Origin of the sequence: Actinomadura chibensis NBRC 106107, from assembly GCF_001552135.1 — a bacterium.
In the GTDB taxonomy this organism is placed as follows: Bacteria; Actinomycetota; Actinomycetes; order Streptosporangiales; family Streptosporangiaceae; genus Spirillospora; species Spirillospora chibensis.
In genome coordinates this window covers 1-24,555 of record NZ_BCQP01000026.1, presented here as the reverse complement: position 1 = coordinate 24,555, position 24,555 = coordinate 1, and the positions used below count along the sequence as shown (strand labels likewise).

The window sequence follows — 24,555 nt, the reverse complement described above, 5'->3', positions numbered from 1 at the left end:
TCGCATGTCGTACTGTCGGGCCGGGCGCCTTCACCTGGGGCTCCCGGACGCGTCGCGCCGCCTGGATCGCAGACGGGCGGAAACTCACAGTAAGGGATGCCGTTGCCGGGTTCTCGGCCGCCGTCGCCTGGTTCATGGGAGCGATTTTGATCCTCATCGATCCGCCGCTTTGGCCGGCGCGCGGCCGGGTGTGGTCGCACATGGTGAGCGACGTCTCGTATGAGGAGTTGCATGCGTTCGCCGCGGAACTCGGGATGCCGCCGCGGGCGTTCGAGCGTGACCACTACGACGTCCCGTCCGAACTTTACGAGAGCGCGCTCCGGCAGGGGGCGAAACCGGTGGGCTGCCAGGAATTGCTCCAGCGTTTGACGGCGGCGGGCTTGCGCCGCCGCAAGGTTTCGCGTCCAAGAGTCAGGGGGTGAGCGGGGTCAGGCGTTGAGGAGCATCAGTTCCGTTCGGATGTTGGCGCGCGCGTGTTCCTCGTAACGCTCCCTGGCGATGGGCGTGTGGAAGAGCTTGGGGAGGGCCAGTAGGCCGTTGAGCACTTCGGCCCTTCCCGCTTTGAAGAACTCGTCGGGGACGAACGCGTACTCCTCGCGGACGGCAGCCGCGTAGGCGGCGTACCGGTCGGGGTCCGCTCCGAGGATGGCGAGGTCGGCGTCGCACAGGACTTGGCCGTCCGGATCGTCGTCCTCCGGGGCGTGCGACGCGGTCAGCTCGACCAGACGGACGACCCGCTCGACGTCGGGTTCGGGGAGGTCGGTGTCGGCGAGCATGCGCGCGGCGAGGCGGGCGCTGCGCTCCTCGTTGTCGGCGCGTTCCGGGTCGTAGACCGCGTCGTGGAACCAGGCCGCGAGGCGGACGGCGTCCGGGTTCGCCGCGTGGGCCGCCAGTTCGTCCACGAGGTCGAGGACGGCGGTCAAGTGCTCGCGCGTGTGGTAGCGGCGGTGGGGTTCGCCGTAGCGCCCGTCCAGTTCCGCGCCGATGTGGCGGGTGTGGGGTCCCGCCAGCGCCACCCACCGTTCGACAAGGTCCATGGCCCCATCCTGGCGGGCCGGGACACGCGATGTCGCCGTTCTTGCCCCCGCGTTCCCGCCCCGCCACTATGGTGACAGCGAGTTAGGCAAGCCTTACCTCACTGAGCGGCTTGGCCACGGCTCGCCGTACAGGCTTGTCCTGGACCTGGCTCGTCCCACGAACTGGAAAGGCCGCTTGTGGCCGCCTCGCTCTATCTCGTCGCCGGGAAGGCGACCGATTCGGTGACGCACGGGTTCCTGCCCGCCGCCGCCCGCCTGGGTTTGGACGTGACGTTGCTCACCGACCGTCCGTCCGTCCATTCCGGGGCGCACGGCGGGCCGGTCGTCGAATGCGACGTCGCCGATTTCCGGGAGATCGTCGCCGCCGTCGGGGACGAGCCCGCGGCCCTGTTCTCCAACAGCGACTTCCTCCAGGCGCCCACCGCGCTGGCCGCCGCGTATTTCGGGCTCCCGGCCAAGGACTGGCGGGCGGCGACGCGGGCGAAGAACAAGGCGCTTATGCGGCGGCACCTAGCCCCAGTCGACCTGGTCTTCTCGGCGGACGCCCGCCATGTGCCCGACACCGCTCCATATCCGCTCGTCGTGAAGCCTCGCGAGGGCGTCGCCAGCGAGGACGTGTTCCTCGTCCAGGACGCTCTGGAATTGTCCACGCGCGTTGAAGAGATTTCCGCGCGGCGGGACGATCCGCTAGTGGCCGAGGAGTATCTGCCAGGACGGCTCCACACGCTGGAAACACTCGGCGACGGGCGGGAGCTGCGCGTCCTGGGTTCGTTCCGCACGACGGTCTCGCCGCCGCCGTTCTTCGTCGAAGAGCGCCTTGAGTGGACGGAGCCGCCCCCAGAGACACCGCAAGTCCTGGCGCAGCTCGACGCGCTGGGAATCGGGTTCGGGGCTTGCCACACGGAGTTCGTCGTCCACGAGGGGCGGGCCCGCGTCATCGAGGTCAACTACCGCTTGATCGGTGACCACTGCGACTTCCTGTTGGCCGACCTGCTCGGCGTCCCCTTGTTCGAGCAGATCCTCAGGGTCCATATGGGCGAGCCTCTCGCGGATTTCGAGAGTCCTCGGGGGCGGCACGCGATCGCCGAGCCGGTCATCGCCGAACGCTCCGGCACGCTCACGTCCGCCCCAGGGCCATTGCACCTGGACGACGGCCCCGTGCGCCTTTCCTACCGCCCGCAACGCGCGGTGGGCGATTCCGTCGCCGTCACCCGCACCAACCGCGACTACTTGGGGACGGTCAGAGCGATCGGGCCCGGCCCGGACGAGGTGAACGCCGCACTGGCACGCTTCCGCGCCGCCCACGACTGGACGATCGCGTGACCCCCGACGCGGACGGCGCGGAGGGTCGGCTCGCCGCGCGCATCCTCGACGCGCTCTTACGGGAGAACTACGCGGGCCTACGCGACCGCCTGCGAGACAGGACGCTGGAACTGCCGGGACGCAGCGTGCGGCTGCTTGAGGCGCGTCCCGCGTTCCTGTCCGAACTCGTCGTTGACCCGGCGCAGAACCTGCGGCTGGGCGACGTCTTCGCGGCCGTCCGCGTGCTGGCGGACCCGCGCGACGACACGGCCGCGTTCGAGCGCGAATGCCGGGAGGCGCTGGCGACGGTCAGGCTGCACGGCGACGCGCGGCCGGCGGTGCTGCGGCGGCTGGCGCGGATGCCGGACGGGCTGAGGAGGGGCCCGGGGGCGTTCTACGAGACGCTCGCGGCCTACGGGGGGCATCCGGTGCATCCGGCCGGGGGGAGCCGCGCGGGGCTGTCCATGGCGGATCTGAGCCGTTACGCGCCGGAGTTCGCGCCCGCGTTCCCGCTGCGGTGGGCGGCGGTGCGGGGGGCCGAGCTCGCGGGGACGCTCCCCGGCTGGTGGCCTGACGCGTCCGACGTGGGGCTGGCCTCGGCGGACGCGCTGTTCCCCGTCCATCCGCTCGCGGTCACGCAGGTGCGCGGGCACCCGCGGGCCGCCCTCGCGCCCGAGCCGTACTTGCAGGTCATGCCCACGCTGTCGATGCGGACGGTGGTGGCCGCGCCGCTCGCCCACCTGAAGACGCCGCTGCCGACCAGCACGCTGGGACGGCGCAACCGCCGCACGATCATGCCGGGGACGCTGCCGGACGGAGCGCTCGTCGAACGCGTCCTGCGCCGCGTCCTCGCCCGGGAACCCACGCTGCCCGTCCTCCTCGCCGACGAACAGACATACGGGCACGCGCAAGACCCGCTGCTCGCCTATCTCGTGAGGTATTTCCCGGCCGAGACGGCGCGCGCGCACATCGTGCCGATAGCGGCGCTGCTTACCGAGTCCCCAGACAACGGTTACGTGATCGAACGCTGGGACGTGAAGTCTCTCTTCAGCGATTACCTGTCGGCCTTGTTCTCGTGGAACGTCACCCTGTTCCGATACGGGATCGCGCTAGAGGCGCACCAGCAAAACGTGGCGCTCGTCCTGGACGACGACACACCCCCTCGTCTCCTCATCAAGGACAACGACGGCGCGCTCATCAACGCGTCCCGGCTCCGCGAGCGGCTCCCCCCATCGCCCGGAACCGATCCCCGCGACCTCATCGACCAGCGGATGACGACGACCGACGACGAGGCGCTCGCCCGCGTCTTCGTCACCATCACGCTGCACCTGTGCGCGGCGGCGCCCGCCCTGGGCCTGGCCGAGCGCGGCCTGCTCCCCTGGCGCGACGGCCGCGGCCTGATCCGCGAGCACCTGGACGCCGCCCTCGGACCGGACCAGACGTTCCTGCGCTCCCGCACGCTGGACGCCGAAACGCTGCCGGGCAAGGCGATGGTCACCGCCGGAACCCTCGTCGACAAGGCGCGGACCGGCGCGGCCGACATCAACAAGCACTACGGCCCGCCAGGCCCCAACTACCTACTGGACGAGACGTGCCGCTGACCCAACTGACCCAACTCACCCAACTCACCCAACTCACCCAGGCCGCCCAGGCTGAGGACACCACCTCGACCGCACTGCTCAACTGCCTCGTCCGGGAGGTGTGCACGCCGGAGCAGCAGGTGTGGCAGGACGGTGCGCGGCTGGTCGTCCGGTTGCCGCGAGCGGGCGTGCTGCTGCGTACCGGGCTGAGCCGTCCCCCCTCCGGGGCGACCTACCGGCTCGTTCCACCGTTCGAGGAGCGTCGCGGGGACGAATGGATCCCCGCCCCCTGGGACAGGCTCGCGAACCTGGTCGCCGGTGAGCTGGAATTGGCGACCGGACACCCGAACCCCGAATTCCTCAACCAGGTGCGCGACAGCCACAACGCCCTGGCCGCCATCCTCACCGCACGCGCCAAACGCCACACGGAATCGGCCTACATCGACTCGGCCTACATCGACTCGGAGCAGTCCTTGGTGGCGGGTCACCGGTTTCACCCTTCTCCCAAGGCGCGCCAGGGATCGCCGACCGACTGGTTGCGATACGCGCCGGAGACCAGAGCGCGCTTCCGCCCGCGTTGGCTGGGCGTACCGGCACACCTCATCGCCGAGGAGGGCGACCCAGAGGAGTTCAAGAGGCTGGAGGCGTACGGGCCCGGCGCTCCCGCGGGTTATGGGCTGCTTCCCGTCCACCCGTGGCAGTTCACGCTGCTGACGGGCAACGACATGTTGCGCAGGGCCTTGGCGGACGGCTCGCTCCTGGACCTCGGGGCGTCCGATGTGGAGGCGGTGCCCACGTCGTCCGTCCGCACGGCGTATCTGCCGGACGCCGACGTGTTCTGCAAGTTCAGCCTGGACGTGCGCATCACCAACTGCGTCCGCAAGAACGCCTGGTACGAACTGTCCAGCGCAATGACGCTCAACGAGTTGCTGCCGCCCCTGTTCGAGAAGCTGAATTCCACGCTGCTCGCAGAGCCCGCCTACCGCACCATCGCGTTCGCCGACCGCCGCCTGTATGAGGGCCTGGGCGTAATCCTGCGCCAAGGGGTCAGAGCCCTCCCCGGCACACCGCTGCTCGCGGGCGCCTTGGCCGACCCCTACAGCACGTTCCTCTCCGACCTGCCCGCTCTGGAGACGCCGGACGGCGCACAAGCGTGGTGGGACGCCTACGTGAGGCACGTGGCTCCACCCGTACTCGGCGCCTACCTGGACCATGGCGTCGTCCTGGAACCGCACCTCCAGAACGTCCTCATCTGCGTCGACCACGACGGCATGCCCATCCATGCCGCATTCCGTGACCTGGAGGGCACGAAGCTGACCGCAGGCCGTTGGAACCTGAGCCACATGCCACCCCGCGTCGCCGAAAGCCTCACCTACGCGCCCGTCCAGGGATGGAACCGCGTCATCTACTGCCTCCTCGTCAACCACCTCACCGAGATAGCGGCGGCAGTCGCGGACCTGCACCCACCCCTACAAGACGACCTGTGGCCAACGGCGAGAAAACACTTCGCCGCCTACAACGACCATCCGCAGATCAGGGCGCTGCTGGCCGGAGTGCCGCTGCCCGCCAAGGCGAACCTCCGCACCCGCTGGTCCCGGACGGCCGACCGTGGCGCGACCTACGTCCCCGTCCCCAACCCGCTCGCCGCGCCCAGACCGCTATGAACGAACACGCCATCAACCTGGACGGCTACCCGGCCTACCTCTACGACCTGTCCGGCCTCGAAGCCCACATCAGGCAGATCCGCGCCGCTCTCGACGGCACGGAACTGTTCTACGCGGCCAAGGCCAACCCGGACGCCGAAATCCTCCGCACGCTCGCGCCACACGTGGACGGCATCGAGGTCGCGTCCGGTGGCGAACTGGCCCACGTCCAACAAACCCTGCCCGGCACCCGCATCGCCTTCGGCGGGCCTGGCAAGACGGACGAAGAACTGTCCCAGGCCATCAAAGTCAACCGGATCCACGTCGAAAGTCCGAGCGAACTGGCCCGCCTTGCCGCGCTGGGGCCAGCCGACATCCTTCTCCGCGCGAACCTCCCGCTAAGCACCCCGAACGCCGCCCTTGCCATGAGCGGCCCCTTCGGCATGGACGAAGACGCGCTCACCCAGTGCGCCCACCTCCTGGCGCGCAACCCTCACCTCACTCTGCGGGGCGTCCACGCACACCTGGCCTCCGGCCTGGACGCACCCACCATGCTCGACCTGGCGCACCAAATAGCGGATTGGGCACTCCCCTGGCTGGCATCCCTAGGAGTGGACGACCCCGAGTTGAACGTGGGCGGCGGCATGGCCGTCGACTACACATCCCCCGAGAGCCGCTTCGACTGGGACCTCTATGGGACGGGCCTGAACCGCATTCCCGCCACCGTCCGGATAGAGCCAGGACGCGCGATCACCGCCTACCACGGCTGGTACGTCACCGACGTCCTGGACGTGAAGACGACCCATGGCGACACCTACGTGATCCTGCGCGGCGGCACCCACCACCTGAGAACACCTGTGACCAAGGGACACAACCAGCCGTTCACGGTCCTCACCGCAAGCGGCCCGGAGAGCCCAGCCACGCTCGTGGGCCAGTTGTGTACACCGAAGGACGTCTTCGCCCGCGACGTGCCCGTCCCGCCCCTCTCCCGTGGTGACATCATCGCCTTCACCATGGCTGGGGCCTACGCCTGGAACATCTCCCACCACGATTTCCTGATGCACCCCAAGCCCGCGTTCCACTACCTCCGCTGACCAGGAGCGCCCGATCCCGCACCGACGTATCGACGTGCCGACGTATCGACGTGATGCGAAACGTCGATGCCGACCTATACTCGCCTTCATGGCAGAGAACGCCGGTTCAGTCGACCTCGACCTGGTCACGGCGCTGCGTGCGCTCGCGAACCCGGTACGTCTGCAACTGCTGTCCTGGCTGCGCGACCCCGAACGCCACTTCACCCAGCAGCCCATCGCGGACCCGCTCGAAGTCGGGGTGTGCGTGAGCCACCTCCAGGAGAAGGCGGGCCTGGCCCAGTCGACCGTGTCGGCGTACATGGCCGAACTGCAGCGGGCAGGGCTGGTCCGAGCGACGCGCGTGGGCAAGTGGACCCACTACAAGCGCGACGAAGAGCGCATCGCCCAACTCGTCGCGACCCTCGGCCGGACGCTCTGACCCCACGCCCCACCCCCCACCTCGACCACTTTGACAGTCATATCGAAGATCTGCGATATTTCGATTCGTAGATGGGCGATGACACGCGAAGGGGCGATCCGATGGGCGCGTTCGACGATCTCGGCACGTTCGGGCTCTACAGCTTCGAGTTCGAGCAGTTGCCCGCGGCGAGGATCCGGGAGTCGGTGCAGGAGTTGGAGGAGCAGGGCTGGCGGTCGTTCTGGTTCCCGGAGGTGGGCGGACGCGAGGCGTTCACGCTCGCGAGCCTCATCCTCTCGTCCACCGAACGGATACGGGCGGTCAACGCCATCGCGCAGATCTGGGCGCGGGACGCGCGTTCCGCACGCGCAGGCAGTGCCCTCCTGGCGGACGCCTATCCGGGACGGCACGTGCTCGGTTTGGGGTACGGCGGGAAGAAGCGACCGGGGGTCAAACCGTTGGCCGCCATGCGCGAATACCTCGATGCGATGGACGCCCCAGACGCACCCAGTGCCGAGACCCCGATCCGAAGAATCCTGGCCGCGTATGGGCCGAAAATGCTGGAGTTGTCCCGGGACCGGGCCGCGGGGGCGCACACCTACCACGTCACCGTCGCGCACACGGCACAGGCCCGGGAGACCCTAGGGCCGGACGCGTTTCTCGGTGTGGAACACCCGGTGCTGTTCGAGTCGGACGCGGCTGAGGCACGGGCGAAGGCCCGAGAGCACCTGCATCCCTACCTGAACACGCCGTTCAACGTCGAGAAGTTCCGCCGCCTGGGCTACACCGAGGACGAGATCGCGCACGGCGCCGACCGCCTCGTCGACGACCTGGTCTTCTGGGGCGACCTGGACACCATCGTGAAGAAACTCCGCGACCACGTCGACGCGGGCGCGGACCACGTCACCGTCCAGGTGATCGGGACCGACCCAGGCGATTCCATGCCCCACTGGCAACGCCTCGGCGAGGCGCTCCTCTAACCTCTGGCTGCCCTCCAGCGAGCCTCTAGCCCCCACGCTTAATTCTCTAGTGGACGCTCATCGTGGGGTGCCTTGCCAGCGCCAGGACGTCAGGCGTGGGCGCCCTGGGAGTTCCGCGCGGCCCGTCGCCCATAGCAGCGTCTGCCACGGGTCGGTGTCGCGTGGAGCGTCCGGGAAAAGGCGGGCGAGGACGCGGGAGCACAATTCGGCGGGCGGTTCCCAGACCAGATTCAGACCGTCCGCCACATCGCGCGTGTGGACGAGGGTCTCGACCATTCCCATCGCGGCGAACCCTTCGGGGTCAGACGCGCCGAACACGTGGTGGGCGCGGACGTCGGGCGGTGTGCTGCGCACCATGGCGACGAGCAGGCCGCCGCATGCGTCCAGTACTTGGAGAAGTCCGGCGGGCCCTGATTTCCGGTCGGCGTGGATGACGTTCGCTGGACCACCGGGCCTACGGCTCTCCCACACGAACGGCACTTCACCGTCCATGGGCGGGGTCTGCGGGCCCAACTGTGCGGCGTACGCGAAAAGGTCGTCGCTCAGGTGTTCCACGGTTTCCCAGCAGGTCCATTCAAGGGCTCCGGCTTTGGTGTCCCATGCCCGCTCGGACGGCGCTTGCCGCATGGTGGCAACGGCAAGGCGAACGGACGTTTGAAGGTCGTCCGCAGTGACTGCATCAGCCGAGCGCTTCATGCCCTCGACACTATCCAGCCCCGGCTCACCGCCGGTCGGGGCGGACGATGTACCAGGCTCCTGCTGGGGTGACCCAGATGAGGAGGCCGGGCCAGAGTTGATGCAGTTTCCAGCCACGGGTCTGTTTGAGGCGGTGGTGACGCCTGCAGAGCGGGGCGAGATTGCAGCGGCAGGTGATCCCGGGCCGCCAAGGCGTGGTGTGGTCGAGGTCGCAGCGATGCGACGGCTGATTGCAGGTCGGAAACACGCACGTGGAATGGCGGGCCTGAATCTCACGCCGAAGCGCGGCCGGAGCCCGATAACCCGGATGACCGTGCGTATCATCGCCGCTTCGACAGAACGTGTCACGTCGCGCACCGAGACGACGCTCAAGGCGGGCTACCGCATGGGCGACGGCCATGGACCGAGCGTGGGCCGGGGCACGGTCACACACCTGGCCAAGCTGCCGATCGGCCATTCCCGCCAATTCACCAATGACCGCGTCGACATCGCCGTCCACCTCCTCCGCTGGCTCCGACACAGGCCCAACGCTTGGCGGAGCCTGGGAGATGAGCGCCTGAACGGCATCGGGCAGAGGGTGGCCGTTAAGGAGCTGAGTCGCCAGGTCGGCACGGATGCATTGCAGCGGACGGGTGTCGCCGTCGGCCCGGATTCCACGCGCGGCCGCAGAGATCTTGTTGTAGATGGCATGGGCGTCCTCGGGCGGCAGGTCGCACAAACCCAGATCAGCGGTTCCGGCCGGACTCTCCCACAGTTCGAGCCGCCGCTGCCGAATCGCCTCGCGACGCCGTTCCTCGACACATTGCGGAGCCAGCCGCTCGGTGAGCCGTTTGATACGGCGACGCAGCTGCCCGCTGGTCTGCTCGGACGCCTTCTCCAGCGCCGCCGCCTGGACACGACCGACGACCTCATCAGGAAGATTCTCCGTACCATCGGAGATGGCGCGAGCCCTGGTCAAGTCGATGTATCCGGCTTCCAAAGCGGCCAAGGTCTCCGCGAGCGGCCCGGTGAGACGTTCGGCGAGATGCACCAAAATAGCGGCGGCATTACCAGTGACGGTCAACGCAGCGGCAACTTCTTCGGCGACCGCTTCATGTGCCGACAACCCCCGGTACCCCTCCGGAGGGTCGTCCTCACCACGACGACGGGCAAGCTCAGCAATGGCAGCCAATTCTCGGGCCTGCGCCAACGAGGTCTGCCGCCGAGCAGCGACCGCAACCTGGAGAAGCTCAGAATCGGTCAGCCCACTCAACCGACCCGACTCACCAACAAGGCTAACAGCCACCCGTCCTCCAATGTCATCTCCAATTATAAGAGAAGAGAGGAGTGATTAATTGGGCAATTCAGACAGGCCACATTACTCTCACTACAGCAGAACCCCGCACCCACCCGAAAGAAAATCACCCACCTCAAGCCAACAACCGCAACCAACGTGACAGCAACCGGCAACAACCCGCAGCCGACCACCCACCTTCGGAAGGCACCTCAGCCACGCACCAACAGCAACCACACCAAATCCGATAAAAACCACGCGCACGCCGGAAAGAAAAGCACCAGACCTCAGCCACCGCTAGCAGCCGCAATATTCAGCAGAACACGGGGTAAGCAAACACACGAGCCGCCCGCCCACCCGCCCCAAGAGGAGAGAGTGTTGCGCCCCCTAACCCAGCTCCGCGACCTGACCGCCCTCGGACTACACGCGACCAGAGCGATCCGCGACACAGGCGTAATGCACCCCGTCCGTCCAGACAGGGCGGCCCGCCTCCTCTTCACCTACGCCCGCTACGGCCCGACCCCCGCCACGCTAGGCGCCATGTCCGCCCTACGGTTCCCCACCCGAACAGCACTGATCGACGAACAAGGCGCACTCACCTACGCGGAACTGGAGCACAGGGCAGCATCCCTGGCCACCAAACTCCAACCCCTCACCACCCAGAAGATCGGAATCCTCTGCCGCAACCATCGGGGCTTCGTGGAGACGGTCCTGGCCGCGTCCCGCCTGGGCAATGACGTCGTCCTCCTCAACACAGACTTCGCCCCCACCCAACTAGGACAAGTAACCGAACGCGAAGGAATCGACCTCCTAGTCCACGACGACGAGTTCACAGAAACCATCCAAAAGTCCGGCTACAAACACCAAACAATCCAACCCCAAACAACAGAGACACCACCACCCCGCCCAGTTCACCCCGCCAAACCCAGCAAGATAATCGTGATGACCTCCGGCACGACCGGAACCCCGAAAGGCGCCAGCCACGACCTCTCCATAAGATCGGTTCTCCCGGCCGCGCTTAGCCACGTCAACCGAGTCCCCGTCCGCTCAGGCGCGCCGATCGTGGTCGCTCCCCCGCTGTTCCACATCCTCGGCTTCGCCTACACCACGGTCGCACTGGGCATGGGCATGCCGCTGATCCTCACCAAGCGTTTCGACGCCCGCGAAACCCTGGAGACCATCGAGAAACACCAAGCGGAAACACTGGTAGCCGTCCCCGTAATGCTCCAGCGCATCCTGGACGAGAAGAAGCCCCGCCCCGAAACCCTCCGCACAGTGGTATGCGGCGGCGCGGCCCTCCACCCGCACCTCTCCACCGCCTTCATGGACCATTTCGGCGACGTCCTCGTCAACGTCTACGGCGCGACCGAGACGGGCTGGGCCACCATCGCCACCCCCGACGACCTGCGAAAAGCGCCCGGCACGGTAGGCAGACCGTCCTACCGCCTGACCATCAGGATCCTGGACGAGAACAACCGGGAACTCCCACCGGGCGAGACCGGCGAGATCTACACCAGCGGCGGCCTACGCTTCGCGGGATACACAAACGACGGCGACAAGCACAAAGCCCAACACGACAACCTGACGAGCACCGGCGACTTGGGCCATTTCGACGACGAGGGACGCCTTTTCATCGACGGCCGCGCCGACGACATGATCGTCTCCGGCGGGGAGAACGTCTTCCCGGGCGAGGTCGAAGCCCTCCTGGACGCTCACCCCGACATCGCGGAAGTGTCCGTGACCGGCGTCGAGGACAAGGACTTCGGCCACCGCCTGGCCGCCCACATAGTCCGGAAGCCGAGCTCAACCCTCACCGAGGACGAGATCAAAGCCCACGTCAAAGAGCATCTGGCCAGGTACAAGGTCCCGAGGGACGTCCACTTCGTCGACGAACTCCCCCGCACCAGCACGGGCAAGGTCAAACCCCGAGCCCTGAAAGACTGACCCGCCCACCCCCACCGCCCCGAATCAGGCGGCGCCGCGGTTCTTGGCGGCCATGCAGATGCGGGCGAGGTCGTTGAGGGCGTCGGCGCGGCGCTCGTCCAGCGACCGGCGGTCGCCGGGCGCGGCTTCCGCGAGCGTGTCGATGACCAGGGAGAACACCGGCCATTCGGCGGGGCCGATGACGCCCTGGAAGTCGACGCCGTCCTCAAGGTCGTCCACGTCGAGGTTGCGGGCGAAGGTGGCGAGGGCGGCCTCGGCGGCGACGACGCCGATGCGCATCGCCAGCGCGGCGGGCTCGCGGTCGAGGGAACGCACAGTGCTAGAACCCATGTTCGACAGCCTAGAACAAACGAACGACACCCGTCGAACATTTGGTCGAACTCGTTACCGAAAAGCACCCCGCACTCAGACCACCCCGACAAGCCTCGACTAATCGGCGATGGCCTGCTGGAAGACGTAGGAGTGCGTGAAATGCAGGACGCCGTCCACCTCGCTGGGACGCATGCCCGTCGCCGGGCCGCCCGCCAGCTCGTCGCGCAGCTCCCGCCTGATTCCGTCCGCGACGTCCGCGGGCGTCTGGGAGAGCTCAAGCCAGGGGTCGAGCGGCCGCGCGTATTCGAACCGTTCGACCCGCTTGACCTGCGCTCCGGCCTCCGTGAGCAGCTCGGCGATCCGCGCCTCGGTGAGCGAGGCGCCATGGGAGGGGTCGCGCAGCCGCTCGATCCGATCGGGATCGCCCGCGACCCCGTCCGGGCGCACGAGATCGGCGACGATCAAGGCGGCGCCGGGCCGACTCACGCGAACCATCTCCCGGACGACGCTCTCCGGGTCGGCGACCTGATGCAGGGAGAACCGGGTGACGACGAGCGTGAACGACCGGTCGACGTAGGGCAGCGCGGTGGCGTCCCCATGCGTGAACGTCACATTCGTCAGCCCCGCCTGGTCGGCGTCGCGTTTGCCTTCGGCGAGCATCGCGGGGGTGAGGTCGAGGGCCGTCACGTGCCGGACGCGCCGCGCGATCGCGCGGGACACGAGCCCGGTCCCCGCGGCGACCTCCAGGACCACGTCCTCCAGGTCGAGTTCGGGTTCCATGAACCGGACGAGCCGGTCCAGATGACGGGTGAACGCGACGTTCAGCCGGGGATCGGCGAATCCGGGCGCCTGCTTGGAGAACTCCTGTACGACCTTCTCGTCATGCGTGACCGCCACGTCGCCTCCCTCGAACGGTTGCCCGGATCATCCCCGAAACCACGCACGGTGAACAGGGGTGAGTGAGACTCATCACCGGAAACCCGGAGGAATCAGGCGGTGGGCACGCCGTCCAGCAGCGCGGCGAGCCCCTCCGCATCCAGGAGATCGGCGGGGCGGACGGTCACATTGGCCTTGACGTAGTGGAACGCGGCGCTGACCCGCTCGACCTCGACCCCGGTCAGTTCGGCCCAGGCGAGCCGGTAGGCGGCCAGCTGGACGGCGGCGAACCGGGCCTCGTCCCCGGCGGGCGGCGCCCCGGTCTTCCAGTCGACGATCTCGTACCCGTCGCCGGTCCGGAAGACGGCGTCCATGCGTCCGCGGATCAGCCGGTCGCCGATGATCGTCTCGAACGGCACCTCGATGTCGAGCGGCTCCCGCGCGGCCCATTCCGACTCCTCGAACCGGGCCTGGAGATGGGCGAGCTGCGCGTCGTCGGCGGCGCCCTCGTCGGCGGCGCCGGGCATCTCGTCGGGGTCGATCAGCCGCTGCTGGCCCCACCTGCCCTCCAGCCACGCGTGGAAGGCGGTGCCGCGCCGCGCGTACGGCGCGGGCGGACGCGGCATCGGACGGCGGATCTGCCGCGCCAGCCCCGCCGGGTCGCGTGCGAGCGCCACCAGCGACGAGACCGAAAGATGGGCGGGCAACTGGACCTGCATGCCGTCTCCGCCGCGTCCCCGGTCGCGTTCGGCGAGGAGGAGTTCGACGTCCCGCGCCCAGGCCGTCATCCGGGCGCGATCGGTGACGGAGAGGCCGCTGATTCCGGCCCAGTGGCGCGTCCGCCCGGCCATTTCGTCCTCGACCATGCGGGCCGCCTCGACGACGGCCTCATACCGTTCCCGCGCGGCGATGTCGGACCATCCGCGTTCGCCGGGCGCGACGGGCCAGTGCGCTTCGTCGGGGTCGTTCAGCAGCGGGTTGGCGTCGCCCTCCTCGGGCGCGTCGGCCCATATCCCGACGACGCCCTCGCCCGTCATGCAGACGAACCGCACCTCTTCCAGGAATGGCGAGGGCCCGAGCGGACGTCCCGAGGCCCCCCACCAATATCCGGTCGCGATGAGGAGGCTCGAAGCGCGCGTGACCGCGACATAGGCGAGCCGCCTTTCCTCCCGCAGGTCGCGTTCGGAGCACGCCTGGTCGAACGCGGCGAGGTCGTCCTTCTCCAGGCCGGTCAGGGACGGCAGGTCGGCGCGGTCGCCGCGCAGCATGAACGGCAGGACGCGCGGATTCGCCGTCCAGCGGGTGGCGTTCTGCGGCGGCGACGGGAATATCGAGCCCTTGGCGGGCGCGCCGTTCTTCTGCGGCACGGAGGACAGGCCGGGGACGATGACGACCGGCCATTCCAGCCCCTTGGACGCGTGCACGGTGAGCAGTTTCACGCTGTTGGTCTCGCCGACGCGTCCGGCCTCCAGGCCGAACTCCTCCGTCTCGGCGGCCTTGAGGTAGGCGAGGAACGCGCCGAGCGTGGGGTCTTCGGCGTCCCCGGCGAACGTGGCGGCGGCGTCGATGAAGGCGTCGAGGTCGGCGCGGGCGGTGACGGGGTCGAGGCCGGACCGCGCGGCGACCTCGATGTCGAGGCCGAGGGCCCGTTCGACCTCGGTGACCAGGTCGGGCAGCGGCAGCCCGACCTGGGCGCGCAGGCCGCGCAGCTCGTCGCGGAGCCGCCGGAGGCGGCCGAAGCCCTCGGGCGAGTAGGCGTCCGGCGGTCCGAGGTCGTCGAGCGCGTCGACGAGGCTGCCGGTCTCCTGGTTCAGCTCGCTGACGAGCTGCCGGAGCGGGTCTTCAGGCGCCCCATCAACGACGTCTTCGACGACGTCGGGAGTCGCCTCCGGCGGGGCGGCGGGTTCGGGCGGGGTGACGTCGCGGGCCGCGTCCTGGGCGAGGACGCGGGCGCGCCGTCCGAGCGCGACGAGGTCGCGCGGGCCGAGCCGCCAGCGCGGCCCGGTGAGGAGCCGGGCGAGCGACGCCCCGGCGGACGGGTCGTGCATGACGCGCAGGGTGGCGACGACGTCCTGCACTTCGGGGACGGTGAGCAGCCCGCCGAGCCCGACGACCTCCACCGGAATGCCGCGCCCCTCCAGTGCCCGCCGGATGAGCGGGAACTGCGACCGTTTCCGAGCGAGCACGGCGATATCGGAATAGAGCAGCTCCGATTCCGACCATCCGCCGTCGGGCGCGAGTCCGGAGCCGTCGGCCATGAGCCCGGCGATGCGCGCGGCGATCCGTTCGGCCTCGTCCTCGACGGTGTCGAACAGCGCGCATTCGACGCGTCCGCGCCCTTCCCGGCCCGCGCCCGGGACGAGCCGGGGAACGGCCCGGGTCTCGGCGCGCAATTCCTCCTGGATCTTGGCCGCCGCCTCCAGGATGTGCTCGCCGTTCCGGAACGACCGGCTGAGCTGGACGACCGGCGCGGGCACCGGACGCCCGCCCCCCACGCCCGGCTGCGCGGGAAAGTCGTAGGCGAACCGCAGCAGGTTCCCGGCGCTCGCGCCGCGCCACCCGTAAATGGACTGGCACGGGTCGCCCACGGCCGTCACCGCGTGGCCGTCCGCGAACAGCGATTTGAGCAGGACGAGCTGCGCCTGCGACGTGTCCTGGTATTCGTCCAGCAGGACGACCGAGAAGCGCGAGCGCTCGATCATCCCGACCTCGGGATGCTTGTAGGCGATCCGCGCCGAGAGGGCCATCTGGTCGCCGTGGTCGATGACCTCCCGGTCGGCCTTGGCCCGCCCGTACGCCTCGATGAGCGGCATGAGCTGCTCGCGGACGGCCTGTTTCGCGAGGATGTCGCGCTGCGGTTTCAGCGGTTTCTTGAGCGCGGCGAAACGCTCGTCCAGCCAGGAGCCGACCTTGCGGACGTCGTCGGCGGTCCGCAGATGTTCGGAGAGGTCACCGGACAGTTCCATGACGGCCTTGGTGACGGTGTCGGGCTGCCATTCGATCTGGTCCATCGGGCCGTTGTAGGAGTCGACGACGCGCGAGCAGATCTGCCAGGCGACGGCCGGTGAGATGAGCCGCATCGTCGGTTCGAGCGCCTCGCGCAGCGCGTGGTCGCCGAAGAGCCGAGCCGCGTAGGAATGGTAGGTCGACACCATCGGCTCGCCGTCGAAGAGCGCCTCGCCGCCGAGCCGTTCCAGCTCGTCGCCGGGCAGCACCTCGCGGAGCCGGTCGAGCCGTTTGCGCACGCGGGCGCCGAGCTCGGCGGCGGCCTTGCGGGTGAAGGTCAGCCCGAGGACGCGCTCGGGCCGCACGAACCCGTTCGCGACCAGCCACACCACCCGCGCGGCCATCGTCTCGCTCTTGCCCGACCCGGCCCCGGCGATGACCGCCATCGGGGCCATCGGCGCCTCGATCACCCGCGCCTGCTCGTCCGTCGGCTCCGGGATCTCCAGCAGCCGGGCGAGCTCTCCCGGCGTGATCACCTAGCTCCCCCCGAGCCACTCTCGCCTGCTACTCGCCTACTCGCCAACCTGCCCGCCCTCGTCATGGACGGGGCAGCAGGAGCGTACGGGACAGGTGCGACACTTGTCGTTCGCCCGCGCCTGGAAGACGTCGCTCGCCATGCCGCTCGCGACGATCTCGACCAGCTTCTTGGGCCATTCCGGGTCGGAGTCCTCCGACGGCGCGGGCTGTTCCTGCTCGCGCGCCTTCGCGGCGAACGCCGCCTTGCCGACCTGCACGAGCTTCGCGCCGCCCGGCTCGATCAGCCCGTGCCGCTCGAACGCGCCGAGCATGACCGCGTACTGGTAGACGCCGAGCTGCGGGTGCCGGGCCAGGTCGTCCTTGGGGACGGCCGTGGACGACGTCTTGATGTCGATGATGACGGCGCGCCCCTGCTCGTCGCGCTCGGCGCGGTCGATGCGGCCCTTGATGACGACGCGGCCCAGGTCGACCTTGAAGGACTCTTCGAGCGCGACGACCTCGTTGGGGTTCTCCCGGTGCCAGGTGAGGAACTTGTCCACCATCCGGGTGGCCTGCTCGCGCTGCTTCTCGGAATACCAGGCGCTGCGGAATTCGAGGTCGTTCCAGATCTCGTTGAGCCGTTCGGCGACGTGGACCTCGTCTATCCCGTCGTCCGCGCCCGCCATCTCGGCGACGGCGTGGACGACCTTGCCCATCGTGCTGTACTCGTTCGGGCCGCCGTCCTGCGCGCCGACCGCCGAGGCGAGCAGCCAGCGCAGGCCGCAGGTCGTGAACGCCTCGACCTGGGACGGGGAGATCGTGATCGGCTCGTCCTCGGCGAACGCGGGGCCCGCGTCGGACAGCGCGGTGATCGCGTACCAGTTCTCCGGTTTCGCGCCGCGCACGCCCGCGCGCGCGAGCCGCGCCAGGTGCCCGGCGGCGGCGCGGCGCAGCGGCTCCGGCCGGGCCGGGTCGGACACGACCGAGCGCAGGTCGGCGACCAGCGCGGACAGCGACAGCCACCGCGTCTTCTCATCCAGCTGGGACTGCTCGATCGCGCCGGGGAGCAGCTCGTTGAGGAACCGGGACGGGCGTTCCTCGGTGTCGTCGCCGCCGACCGCGGTGACGACGAGCCGCTTGCGGGCTCGGGTGACGGCGACGTAGAAGAGGCGGCGCTCCTCGTCCAGCATCTTGGCGGCCATGGACGCGCCCGCCGCGGCGTCGCCGTCCGGCTCGGCCCCGGCGGCGTGCTCGACCAGTTCCTCGACGCCGAGGAGCGAGCCGCGCAGCCGCACGTCGGGCCAGACGCCCTCCTGGACCCCGGCGACGATGACCACGTCCCATTCCAGGCCCTTGGCGCGGTGCGCGGTGAGGATGCGGACGGCCTCGCCCTGCGGCGCCTGCTCGGCGAGGGTGTCCCCGGCGATCTCCTGGGCCGCGATGGTGTCGACGAACAGGTCGGCGCCCGCCTGGGGCAGCCGGTCGACGAACCGGGCGGCGTGGTCGAACAGGGCGACGACGGCGTCGAGGTCGCGGTCGGCGGCGGCGCCGCGCGTCCCGCCCTTGGCGCTCTGCTCCAGCAGGACGTCCGCCTGCCCGCTCTCCTTCCACACGGCCCAGAGGACGTCCTCGGCGGTGCCGCCGTCGTGGACGCCGCGCCGCGCCACGTCGATGAGGTGCGCGACCCGCTCGGCCGGGGCCCGCACCCGTTCGTGGACGAGAACCAGCTCGCGCGGGTCGTTCACCGCCGCGACGAGGAGTTCCCCGAGCGGGCGCTGCCCGCCCGACAGTTCCTCCGAATCCCGCAGGGCCCGCTTCAGGCGGCGCATGGCGAGCGCGTCGGCGCCGCCCAGCGGCCCGGTCAGGAGGTCTTCGGCGACGACCTCGTCCAGGAAGCCCTTCTTGAGCGCCGCGTTGAGCAGGATCAGGAACGGGCGGACGGCGGGCTCACCGATCAGCGGAACCTCGTCGCCCGCCACGACCACCGGCACACCGGCCTGGGCCAGCGCGCGGCGCAGCACCGGGACCTGCCGCACCGCGCTCCGCACGAGCACCGCCATCCGCGACCACGGGACGCCGTCGAGCAGATGCGCGCGCCGCAGTTCGTCGGCGACCAGGGCCGATTCCTGGCTTTCGGAGTCGGCGATGACGGCGCGCACTTCGCCGTCGTCCAGTTCGTCCAGGGGGCGGAGGGCGCGGTGTTCGGCGGCGCCCGCCCCGCCGGCGGGAAGGCGGCGCGCGATCCGCCGCGACGCGGCGAGGATCTGCGGGCCCATGCGGCGGCAGGTGCGCAGCGCCACGACGGGCGCGGGGTCGCCGTCCAGGGTGCGGAAACGGTCGGGGAACTCCTGGATGCCGCGCACGTCCGCGCCCCGGAAACCGTAGATGGACTGGTCCGGGTCGCCGACGACGATGAGGTCGCGTCCGGCTCCGGCGAGGTGCTGGAGTAGGGCTTCCTGCGCGGGGTCGGTGTCCTGGTATTCGTCCACGAACACGATGTCGTAGGCGTCCTGCTCGCGGAAGCGGACCTCTTCGTCGGTGAGCATCCCGGCGGCGAGGTGGATCAGCTCGCCGTAGTCGTAGGTGGGGACGGGGTCGAGCAGGAAACGGTTCACATACCGGTCCATGAACTGGCCGATGGCGGGCCAGTCGTCGCGGCCGCGCAGGCGTCCGAGGGCGGCGAGGTCCTCCGCGCCGTAGGCCCGTTCGACCGCCCGCAGGGTGAAGTCGCGGAGCTCCTCGGCGAAACCGCGCGTCGCCAGGGCGGCGCGCAGCCGTTCCGGCCAGTCGCGGGCGCCGTCCGCCAGCTCGCCTTCGAGGAGCCGCCGCACCTCCAGCAGTTGCTCGGGCCCGGACAGCAGGCGCGGCGCGGGCTCCTCGTTCAGGACGGCGTCCCGGCGGAGCAGCGCGTAGGCGTAGCTGTGGAAGGTGAGCGCGAGGGGTGTCCGCGTCGTCCGGCGCAGCCGCCCGGTGATCCGCTCGCGCAGCTCGCCCGCCGCCTTGCGGCTGAACGTCAGGACGAGCACCCGCTCCGGGTCGGTCCCGCGGTTCTCGATGCGGTCGACGACGGCCTCGACGATCGTCGTCGTCTTCCCGGTGCCGGGCCCGGCGAGCACGAGCATCGGCCCGCCGGCATGCTCGACCACCCGCCGCTGCTGGTCGTCGAGCACGGGCGGGACGGCCCGCGCGGGACCCGCGCGGCGCACGAGACGGTAGGAAGCGGGCGGCACAACAGTTCATTGGAACAGATCACCGAGGCGGTTCTGACCACATCGCACTCATGTCGCCCAAGAAACCACCGAGCTCACACGGAAGCTCACCCGGAAGCTCACCCGGCGATCTTCTCCTGGAAGGCGCGGAGGGCGGCGGCGCCGACGGCCTTGTCCTGGTCGCCGTTGCCGCCGCTGACGCCGACCGCGCCGACGACCTCGCCGTCGTGCACGATCGGGAACCCGCCGACGAAGACCGCGAACTTGCCGGGGTGCATGTGCGCGATGCCGAACGCCTCGTTGCCGGGGAGGGCGGGGCCGTCCGGCGGCTCGTTGAAGCGGTGCGTGTCGCGCTGGTGGCCCGCCGCCGTGAACGCCTTCGCGATGGCGATCTCGACGCCGGTGAGCCGCGCGCCCGTCATCCGGTGGACGGCGATCGGGTGCGCGCCGTCGTCGGCGACGCAGATCGTCTGCCGGACCCCGATCCGGCGGGCCTCCTCCTCGGCCGCCGCCAGCATGACCAGGGCGTCTTCGAGCGTGAGCCGGTGAACGGTGTGCACGGGGCCTCCCGTCGTCCCCGGTCCTCGCCGGGGTATTGCCGGAAACTGATCGGTGCCGCAGGATGTGGAGGACGGTCTTTTCCCTAGCCAGGCCGTCCGTCCGGATCTCCTCTATCCCGTCAGTCTCGAAGGCCGCGGCCGTCGGGGCTATGGACACCCTGCCGAACGAACCGGACGGGATGTGGGCACATGGCACATCACCCTGCGACTCCATCCGCGACTCCATCCGCGACTGGGACCGCGACGATCCCCGACGGGCACCTGCCGGTCGGCACCCTGCTGGCCGAGCCGCTGCTGCGCGACACGCTGGTCGCCGGGCGGGCGGGGCTCGGGCGCGGCGTCGGCTGGTGCCTGCCGCTGTCGGAGACCCGCCGCTACCCCGACCCGGCGACCGGGGAGACGGGCCCGGGGCCCGACCTGTCCGGCGTCGCCGTCCACCTGCCGGTGACGGCGCTGGCGCCGCCGGACACGGCCGCCGCCGTCGTCGACGGGCTCGCCCGCCGGGACGCGGCCGCCCTGCTCGCCTGGCGCCCGCCCGGCGTGGACGGCGCCGACGGCGTCGACGGCGGCCTGGACGCGGCGGCCCGCGCCGCCGACGCGGCGGGCGTCCCGCTGCTGGCGCTGCCCGCCGAGGCCGACTACCGGGCGGTGAGCAGGCTGATCGGGCAGAAGGCCCTCGCGCAGGCCGCGCACATCCTGGAGTACGGGACGCGCGTCCACCGCACCCTGGCGGAGGTGCTGTCGCGCGGGCCGGGCGTCCCGGCGATGGCGCACGCGGTCGTCGGGCTGTCCCGCTGCTCGGTGCTGATCTGCGACGTGGACGGCGAGCGGCTCGCCTGGGCGGCGGCGCCGGACGCCGCTCCCCCGGACCCGGACGACGTCCTGCGCGCGCTCCCGGACGAGGACCCGCGCGTCCCGGGCGCGCAGGCGCGCGCGGCGGCGGCCGAGTTCACGCTCGGCCCGGCCGGGTCGCCGGTGCACGCGCTCGTCGCGCCCGTCCTGGTCGGCGGCGAGGTGTTCGGACGCCTCGTGCTGATCGAGCGGGACTGCCCGCCCGACCCGCACGACCTGGCGCAGCACCGGGTCGTCGCCGAGCACGGCGCGACGCTCGTCGGGTCGGAGATGCTGCGGCAGCGGTCGGTGCGGGCGGCGGAGGAGCGGGCCCGCGGCGACTTCGTGGAGGCGCTGGTCCACGGCCGGTTCGCCGACTCCTACGAGCTGGGCGCGCGGGCGCGGCACCACGGCTTCGACGTCGCCGGGCACTTCACCGTGCACGTGGTGGCGGCGGCGTCGCTGCTGCCCGTGTGCCGCGACTACCTGCGCCGGACGGTCACCGCGACCCGCACCGCGCAGAACCTCGAACCGCGCGGCTGCACGCTGACCGCGGCGATCGGCTCGACGATCGTGGTGATCCGGCAGACGTCCGGGCCGTCGGACCCGCTGCGGCAGCGCGAGCAGGCGTCCCGGTTCGCCGAGCGGCTGCACCGGGCGCTGCGCCCCCAGCTCGGCGACGACCTGCGGGTCACCTACGGGCGGTCGGGGCAGGGCGCGGCCGGGGTCGCGGCGGGCTACCACGAGGCGCGGCTCGCGATGGGCCTCGCCTGGCACACCGCCGCCGAGCCCGTCTGCGGCTACGACGACCTGCGGGTGTTCGCCGCGCTGAAGGACGTGGCGGGCAGCGCGGAGGCGACGGCGTTCGCGCGCGAGACGCTCGCGCCGCTGCGCCGGGCGAACGGCGGCGACCTGGAGCGGATCGTCCTCGCCTACATCAGGACGTCGGGGAACCTGAACGCGGCGGCGCGCGAGCTGGGCATGCACCGCAACACGATGCTGTACAAGCTGGACCGCGCGTCCCGCGCCCTGCGCATGGACATCCGGTCGGCGGACGCGCAGTTCATGTTCTGGCTGGCGCACCACATCGACACGCTGACGACGGTGAGCGGCGGCCTCGCCGACGAACTGGCCCCGCCCGCGTCCGCGCCGCGCTAGGCGGGGTCGGGTCCGGCGAGGGACGACAGCAGGCCGAGGGCGGCGATGGCGGCGCACACCGCGAACATCGTCCCGTACGCCGGGGCCTGGTCGAGGACGACGCCGACCCAGGCGGCGCCGAGCGCGGACCCGCCGAAGCGCAGCAGGTTGAACAGGCCGAGCCCGGCGCCGCGCCGCCCGGCGCGGGAGCGGGTCGCGCCGGTCGCGGCCGGGGTCTGCACGAACGCGACGCCCGCGCCGGTCAGCGCGAGGGCGGCGAGCAGCCAGGGGACCGTCCCGGACGCGGCGATGACGCACCCGACGAGCGCCTGGCCCGCGACGAGGACGGCGAGCCCGCCGCGCAGCACCGCGCGGGGCGACAGCCGTTCCATGAGGACGCCCGTCACCGGCCCGAGCACCGACATCGTGACGGGCAGGCTCAGCAGGACGGCGCCCGCCGCGAGCGTCGTCGCGTCCCGCTCGGTGGTCAGGTAGACGGGGACGGCGAGCAGCGTCGCGCCGAGGCAGAACATCTGCGCGAGCACGCTGAGGCAGGAGCGCAGGTAGCGGGTCTCGAGCAGGAGGCGGGGCGGCAGGAACGCGTCCGGGCGGCCGCGCGCGAACGCGACGTAGCCGACGGCGGCGAGCAGCCCGGCGAGCGTCCCGGACCACACGACGGGCGAGGCCGCGCCGAGCGTCGCCGCGGCGGACGTGGCGCCGAGCCCGAGCCCGGCGGCGAGGGTGAGCAGCGCCGCGCCGCGCCAGTCGAGCGGGACGCGGCGCCCCCGCCCCGCCGGGACGGACCGGACGGCGAGCGCCGCCGCGGCCGCGCACAGCGGCACGACCGGCCAGAACACCGCGTGCCAGCCGAACCACGTGGCGAGCCCGCCGCCGAGCGTCGGCCCGGCGGCCTGCCCGACGCCGTTGGCCGCCGCCCACAGCCCGAGCGCCCGGCCGCGCCGCGCGCCGTCGAACAGCGCGGAGATCAGCGCCATGACGGCGGGCAGCACCGCCGCCGTCGCCGCGCCCTGGACGGCGCGCAGCGCGACGAGCGTCGCGAGGTCGCCCGCGAACGCGGCGCCCGCCGAGGCGGCGCCGAGCAGCGCCATCGCGGCGACGAACACCCGGCGGGCCCCGCACCGGTCGCCGAGCCACCCGGACACCGGCAGCAGCACGGCGAACGTGAGCGTGAACGCGACGACGACGAGGGTCCCGGCGGAGATCGGGGCGTCCAGGTCCCGCATGATCAGGGTCAGCGGGACGTTGACGATCGTGTTGGCGACGGTGCCGGTGAACGTCCCGAGCAGCAGCGGGAAGAGCGCCGCCCAGTGCTCGGACGACCGCTCAGGGCTGGCCAACAGGACGCCGCCGCCGGGGCCCGCCGCCCGCCGCGTCCTCCGGCGGGACGTGCACGAGGATCTGCCCGTCCTCCTCCTTCGCCGGGAACACCTTGACCGGCCTGGTCGCGGGCGGCGTGACCGGCTCGCCGGTCGCGAAGTCGAAGACGCTGCCGTGGCAGGAGCACAGCAGGCCGTCCTCGGTCGCCCGGCCGGACGACAGCAGGCAGTCGAGGTGGGTGCAGTAGTTGGACATGGCGTGTACTTCACCGTCCCAGCGGGCGACGGCGATCTCCGCGCCGTCCACGTAGAAGCGGCGGACGACGCCCTCGGGCACCTGCCCGGACCGGGCCACGCGCCGGTATTCCATGGGTCGCTCCTCAGTTCAGCGCGTCTCAGTCTCGGTTCGGGGGGTCAGCTCAGCGAGTCGAAGAGGTCGGTGAGGTCGGCGTCCTCGTCGCGCAGGACGTCCGGGTCGACGACCGCGCCGCCCGCGATCAACTGCCGGGCGACGGCGAGGTCGCCGCCGCGGTCGACGGTGAACGCGGCGCGCAGGACGCCGTCGCGGGTGAGGTAGAAGGCGATGAAGTCGAAGTCCTCGACGCGGCCCCGGACGACGAGCCGGTCGGTGCCCTCGCCGTGCCCGGTGTGCTGGAGGCCGTGCCCGAACTGGTCGGACCAGAACCAGGGCGGCGCGTCGTTCGCCGAGTCCAGGCCGAGGATGTTCTTGGCGGCGGTCATGCCCTGCGCGTTGGCGTTGTCGAAGTGCTCGGCGCGGGCGTGCCCGCCGAGGCGCGGCCGCCACTGGCGGGCGACGTCGCCCGCTGCGTAGACGCCGCCGAGGGCCGTCCGGCAGTGCGCGTCGACCGGGATGCCGCCCGCCGT

The 24,555-nt window shown here is 70.9% G+C and carries 20 protein-coding genes; 9 read left to right on the top strand and 11 right to left on the bottom strand.

Annotated features, from left to right (window positions below):
- Nucleotides 1-146 precede the first annotated feature (146 nt).
- Nucleotides 147-422, top strand: a complete 276-nt coding sequence (locus ACH01S_RS15455) for a DUF4031 domain-containing protein (protein WP_370671573.1) — start codon at nucleotides 147-149, stop codon at nucleotides 420-422.
- 6 nt (nucleotides 423-428) lie between these two features.
- Here the strand turns inward: ACH01S_RS15455 and ACH01S_RS15450 are convergent, their stop codons facing one another.
- Nucleotides 429-1,037 carry an HD domain-containing protein gene (locus ACH01S_RS15450; RefSeq protein WP_067891458.1) on the bottom strand — a complete coding sequence of 203 codons (609 nt, stop codon included), beginning with the start codon at nucleotides 1,035-1,037 and terminating at the stop codon, nucleotides 429-431.
- 177 nt (nucleotides 1,038-1,214) lie between these two features.
- On the opposite strand from ACH01S_RS15450, the gene ACH01S_RS15445 reads away from it, so the two are divergent.
- From ACH01S_RS15445 to ACH01S_RS15420, 6 genes are all read left to right on the top strand, one after another.
- Entirely contained in the window at nucleotides 1,215-2,360 is a 1,146-nt protein-coding gene (locus ACH01S_RS15445; RefSeq protein WP_067891455.1) for an ATP-grasp domain-containing protein, read from the top strand.
- Nucleotides 2,357-3,940 (top strand): IucA/IucC family protein, encoded by a 1,584-nt coding sequence (locus ACH01S_RS15440; RefSeq protein WP_067891451.1) that lies wholly within the window; start codon nucleotides 2,357-2,359, stop codon nucleotides 3,938-3,940. The genes ACH01S_RS15445 and ACH01S_RS15440 overlap by 4 nt, the downstream gene beginning before the upstream one ends.
- A complete protein-coding gene (locus ACH01S_RS15435) occupies nucleotides 3,931-5,583 on the top strand; it encodes an IucA/IucC family protein (protein WP_246236644.1) in 1,653 nt (550 codons plus the stop codon). Before ACH01S_RS15440 ends, ACH01S_RS15435 begins: the two co-directional genes overlap by 10 nt.
- Entirely contained in the window at nucleotides 5,580-6,656 is a 1,077-nt protein-coding gene (locus ACH01S_RS15430; protein ID WP_067891448.1) for a type III PLP-dependent enzyme, read from the top strand. The genes ACH01S_RS15435 and ACH01S_RS15430 overlap by 4 nt, the downstream gene beginning before the upstream one ends.
- A gap of 88 nt (nucleotides 6,657-6,744) precedes the next feature.
- Nucleotides 6,745-7,074, top strand: a complete 330-nt coding sequence (locus ACH01S_RS15425; RefSeq protein ID WP_067891445.1) for an ArsR/SmtB family transcription factor — start codon at nucleotides 6,745-6,747, stop codon at nucleotides 7,072-7,074.
- A 101-nt stretch (nucleotides 7,075-7,175) separates the two neighbouring features.
- Nucleotides 7,176-8,033 (top strand): TIGR03620 family F420-dependent LLM class oxidoreductase, encoded by an 858-nt coding sequence (locus tag ACH01S_RS15420; RefSeq protein WP_067891441.1) that lies wholly within the window; start codon nucleotides 7,176-7,178, stop codon nucleotides 8,031-8,033.
- 57 nt (nucleotides 8,034-8,090) lie between these two features.
- On the opposite strand, the gene ACH01S_RS15415 is transcribed toward ACH01S_RS15420, so the two are convergent.
- Nucleotides 8,091-8,729: a maleylpyruvate isomerase N-terminal domain-containing protein gene (locus ACH01S_RS15415; RefSeq protein WP_067891438.1), complete on the bottom strand. Its 639-nt coding sequence runs from the start codon at nucleotides 8,727-8,729 to the stop codon at nucleotides 8,091-8,093.
- Nucleotides 8,730-8,754: 25 nt separating this feature from the next.
- Nucleotides 8,755-10,014 (bottom strand): HNH endonuclease signature motif containing protein, encoded by a 1,260-nt coding sequence (locus tag ACH01S_RS46770; protein ID WP_370671572.1) that lies wholly within the window; start codon nucleotides 10,012-10,014, stop codon nucleotides 8,755-8,757.
- Nucleotides 10,015-10,542: 528 nt separating this feature from the next.
- Here ACH01S_RS46770 and ACH01S_RS15405 point away from each other — a divergent pair.
- Nucleotides 10,543-11,946 carry an AMP-binding protein gene (locus ACH01S_RS15405; protein WP_246236642.1) on the top strand — a complete coding sequence of 468 codons (1,404 nt, stop codon included), beginning with the start codon at nucleotides 10,543-10,545 and terminating at the stop codon, nucleotides 11,944-11,946.
- Between the two features lie 24 nt (nucleotides 11,947-11,970).
- On the opposite strand, the gene ACH01S_RS15400 is transcribed toward ACH01S_RS15405, so the two are convergent.
- The 5 genes from ACH01S_RS15400 to ACH01S_RS15380 all read right to left on the bottom strand — a co-directional run bounded on the left by ACH01S_RS15400 (nucleotide 11,971) and on the right by ACH01S_RS15380 (nucleotide 20,365).
- Nucleotides 11,971-12,276 carry a hypothetical protein gene (locus ACH01S_RS15400; RefSeq protein WP_067891432.1) on the bottom strand — a complete coding sequence of 102 codons (306 nt, stop codon included), beginning with the start codon at nucleotides 12,274-12,276 and terminating at the stop codon, nucleotides 11,971-11,973.
- A 99-nt stretch (nucleotides 12,277-12,375) separates the two neighbouring features.
- Nucleotides 12,376-13,155: a class I SAM-dependent methyltransferase gene (locus tag ACH01S_RS15395; protein WP_067891429.1), complete on the bottom strand. Its 780-nt coding sequence runs from the start codon at nucleotides 13,153-13,155 to the stop codon at nucleotides 12,376-12,378.
- 92 nt (nucleotides 13,156-13,247) lie between these two features.
- The gene (locus ACH01S_RS15390; protein ID WP_067891426.1) at nucleotides 13,248-16,616 is read right to left on the bottom strand and encodes an ATP-dependent helicase; all 3,369 of its coding nucleotides are present in this window, start codon (nucleotides 16,614-16,616) and stop codon (nucleotides 13,248-13,250) included.
- A gap of 36 nt (nucleotides 16,617-16,652) precedes the next feature.
- Nucleotides 16,653-19,802 (bottom strand): ATP-dependent helicase, encoded by a 3,150-nt coding sequence (locus ACH01S_RS15385; protein ID WP_083980718.1) that lies wholly within the window; start codon nucleotides 19,800-19,802, stop codon nucleotides 16,653-16,655.
- A gap of 122 nt (nucleotides 19,803-19,924) precedes the next feature.
- Nucleotides 19,925-20,365, bottom strand: a complete 441-nt coding sequence (locus ACH01S_RS15380) for a GlcG/HbpS family heme-binding protein (RefSeq protein WP_067891420.1) — start codon at nucleotides 20,363-20,365, stop codon at nucleotides 19,925-19,927.
- A 189-nt stretch (nucleotides 20,366-20,554) separates the two neighbouring features.
- Between ACH01S_RS15380 and ACH01S_RS15375 the strand changes: the two genes are divergently transcribed.
- Entirely contained in the window at nucleotides 20,555-22,354 is a 1,800-nt protein-coding gene (locus ACH01S_RS15375) for a PucR family transcriptional regulator (protein WP_083980717.1), read from the top strand.
- Here ACH01S_RS15375 and ACH01S_RS15370 read toward each other — a convergent pair.
- The 3 genes from ACH01S_RS15370 to ACH01S_RS15360 all read right to left on the bottom strand — a co-directional run.
- Nucleotides 22,351-23,691 (bottom strand): MFS transporter, encoded by a 1,341-nt coding sequence (locus ACH01S_RS15370; protein WP_169809270.1) that lies wholly within the window; start codon nucleotides 23,689-23,691, stop codon nucleotides 22,351-22,353. The two genes, ACH01S_RS15375 and ACH01S_RS15370, sit on opposite strands and share 4 nt — an antisense overlap.
- Complete coding sequence (locus tag ACH01S_RS15365; RefSeq protein WP_067891417.1) at nucleotides 23,678-24,040, bottom strand: Rieske (2Fe-2S) protein; 363 nt, start codon at nucleotides 24,038-24,040, stop codon at nucleotides 23,678-23,680. Before ACH01S_RS15365 ends, ACH01S_RS15370 begins: the two co-directional genes overlap by 14 nt.
- Nucleotides 24,041-24,084: 44 nt before the next feature.
- Nucleotides 24,085-24,555, bottom strand: a 471-nt coding sequence (locus ACH01S_RS15360; RefSeq protein WP_303621469.1) for an oxidoreductase C-terminal domain-containing protein, incomplete at its 5' end; no start/stop codon positions are given.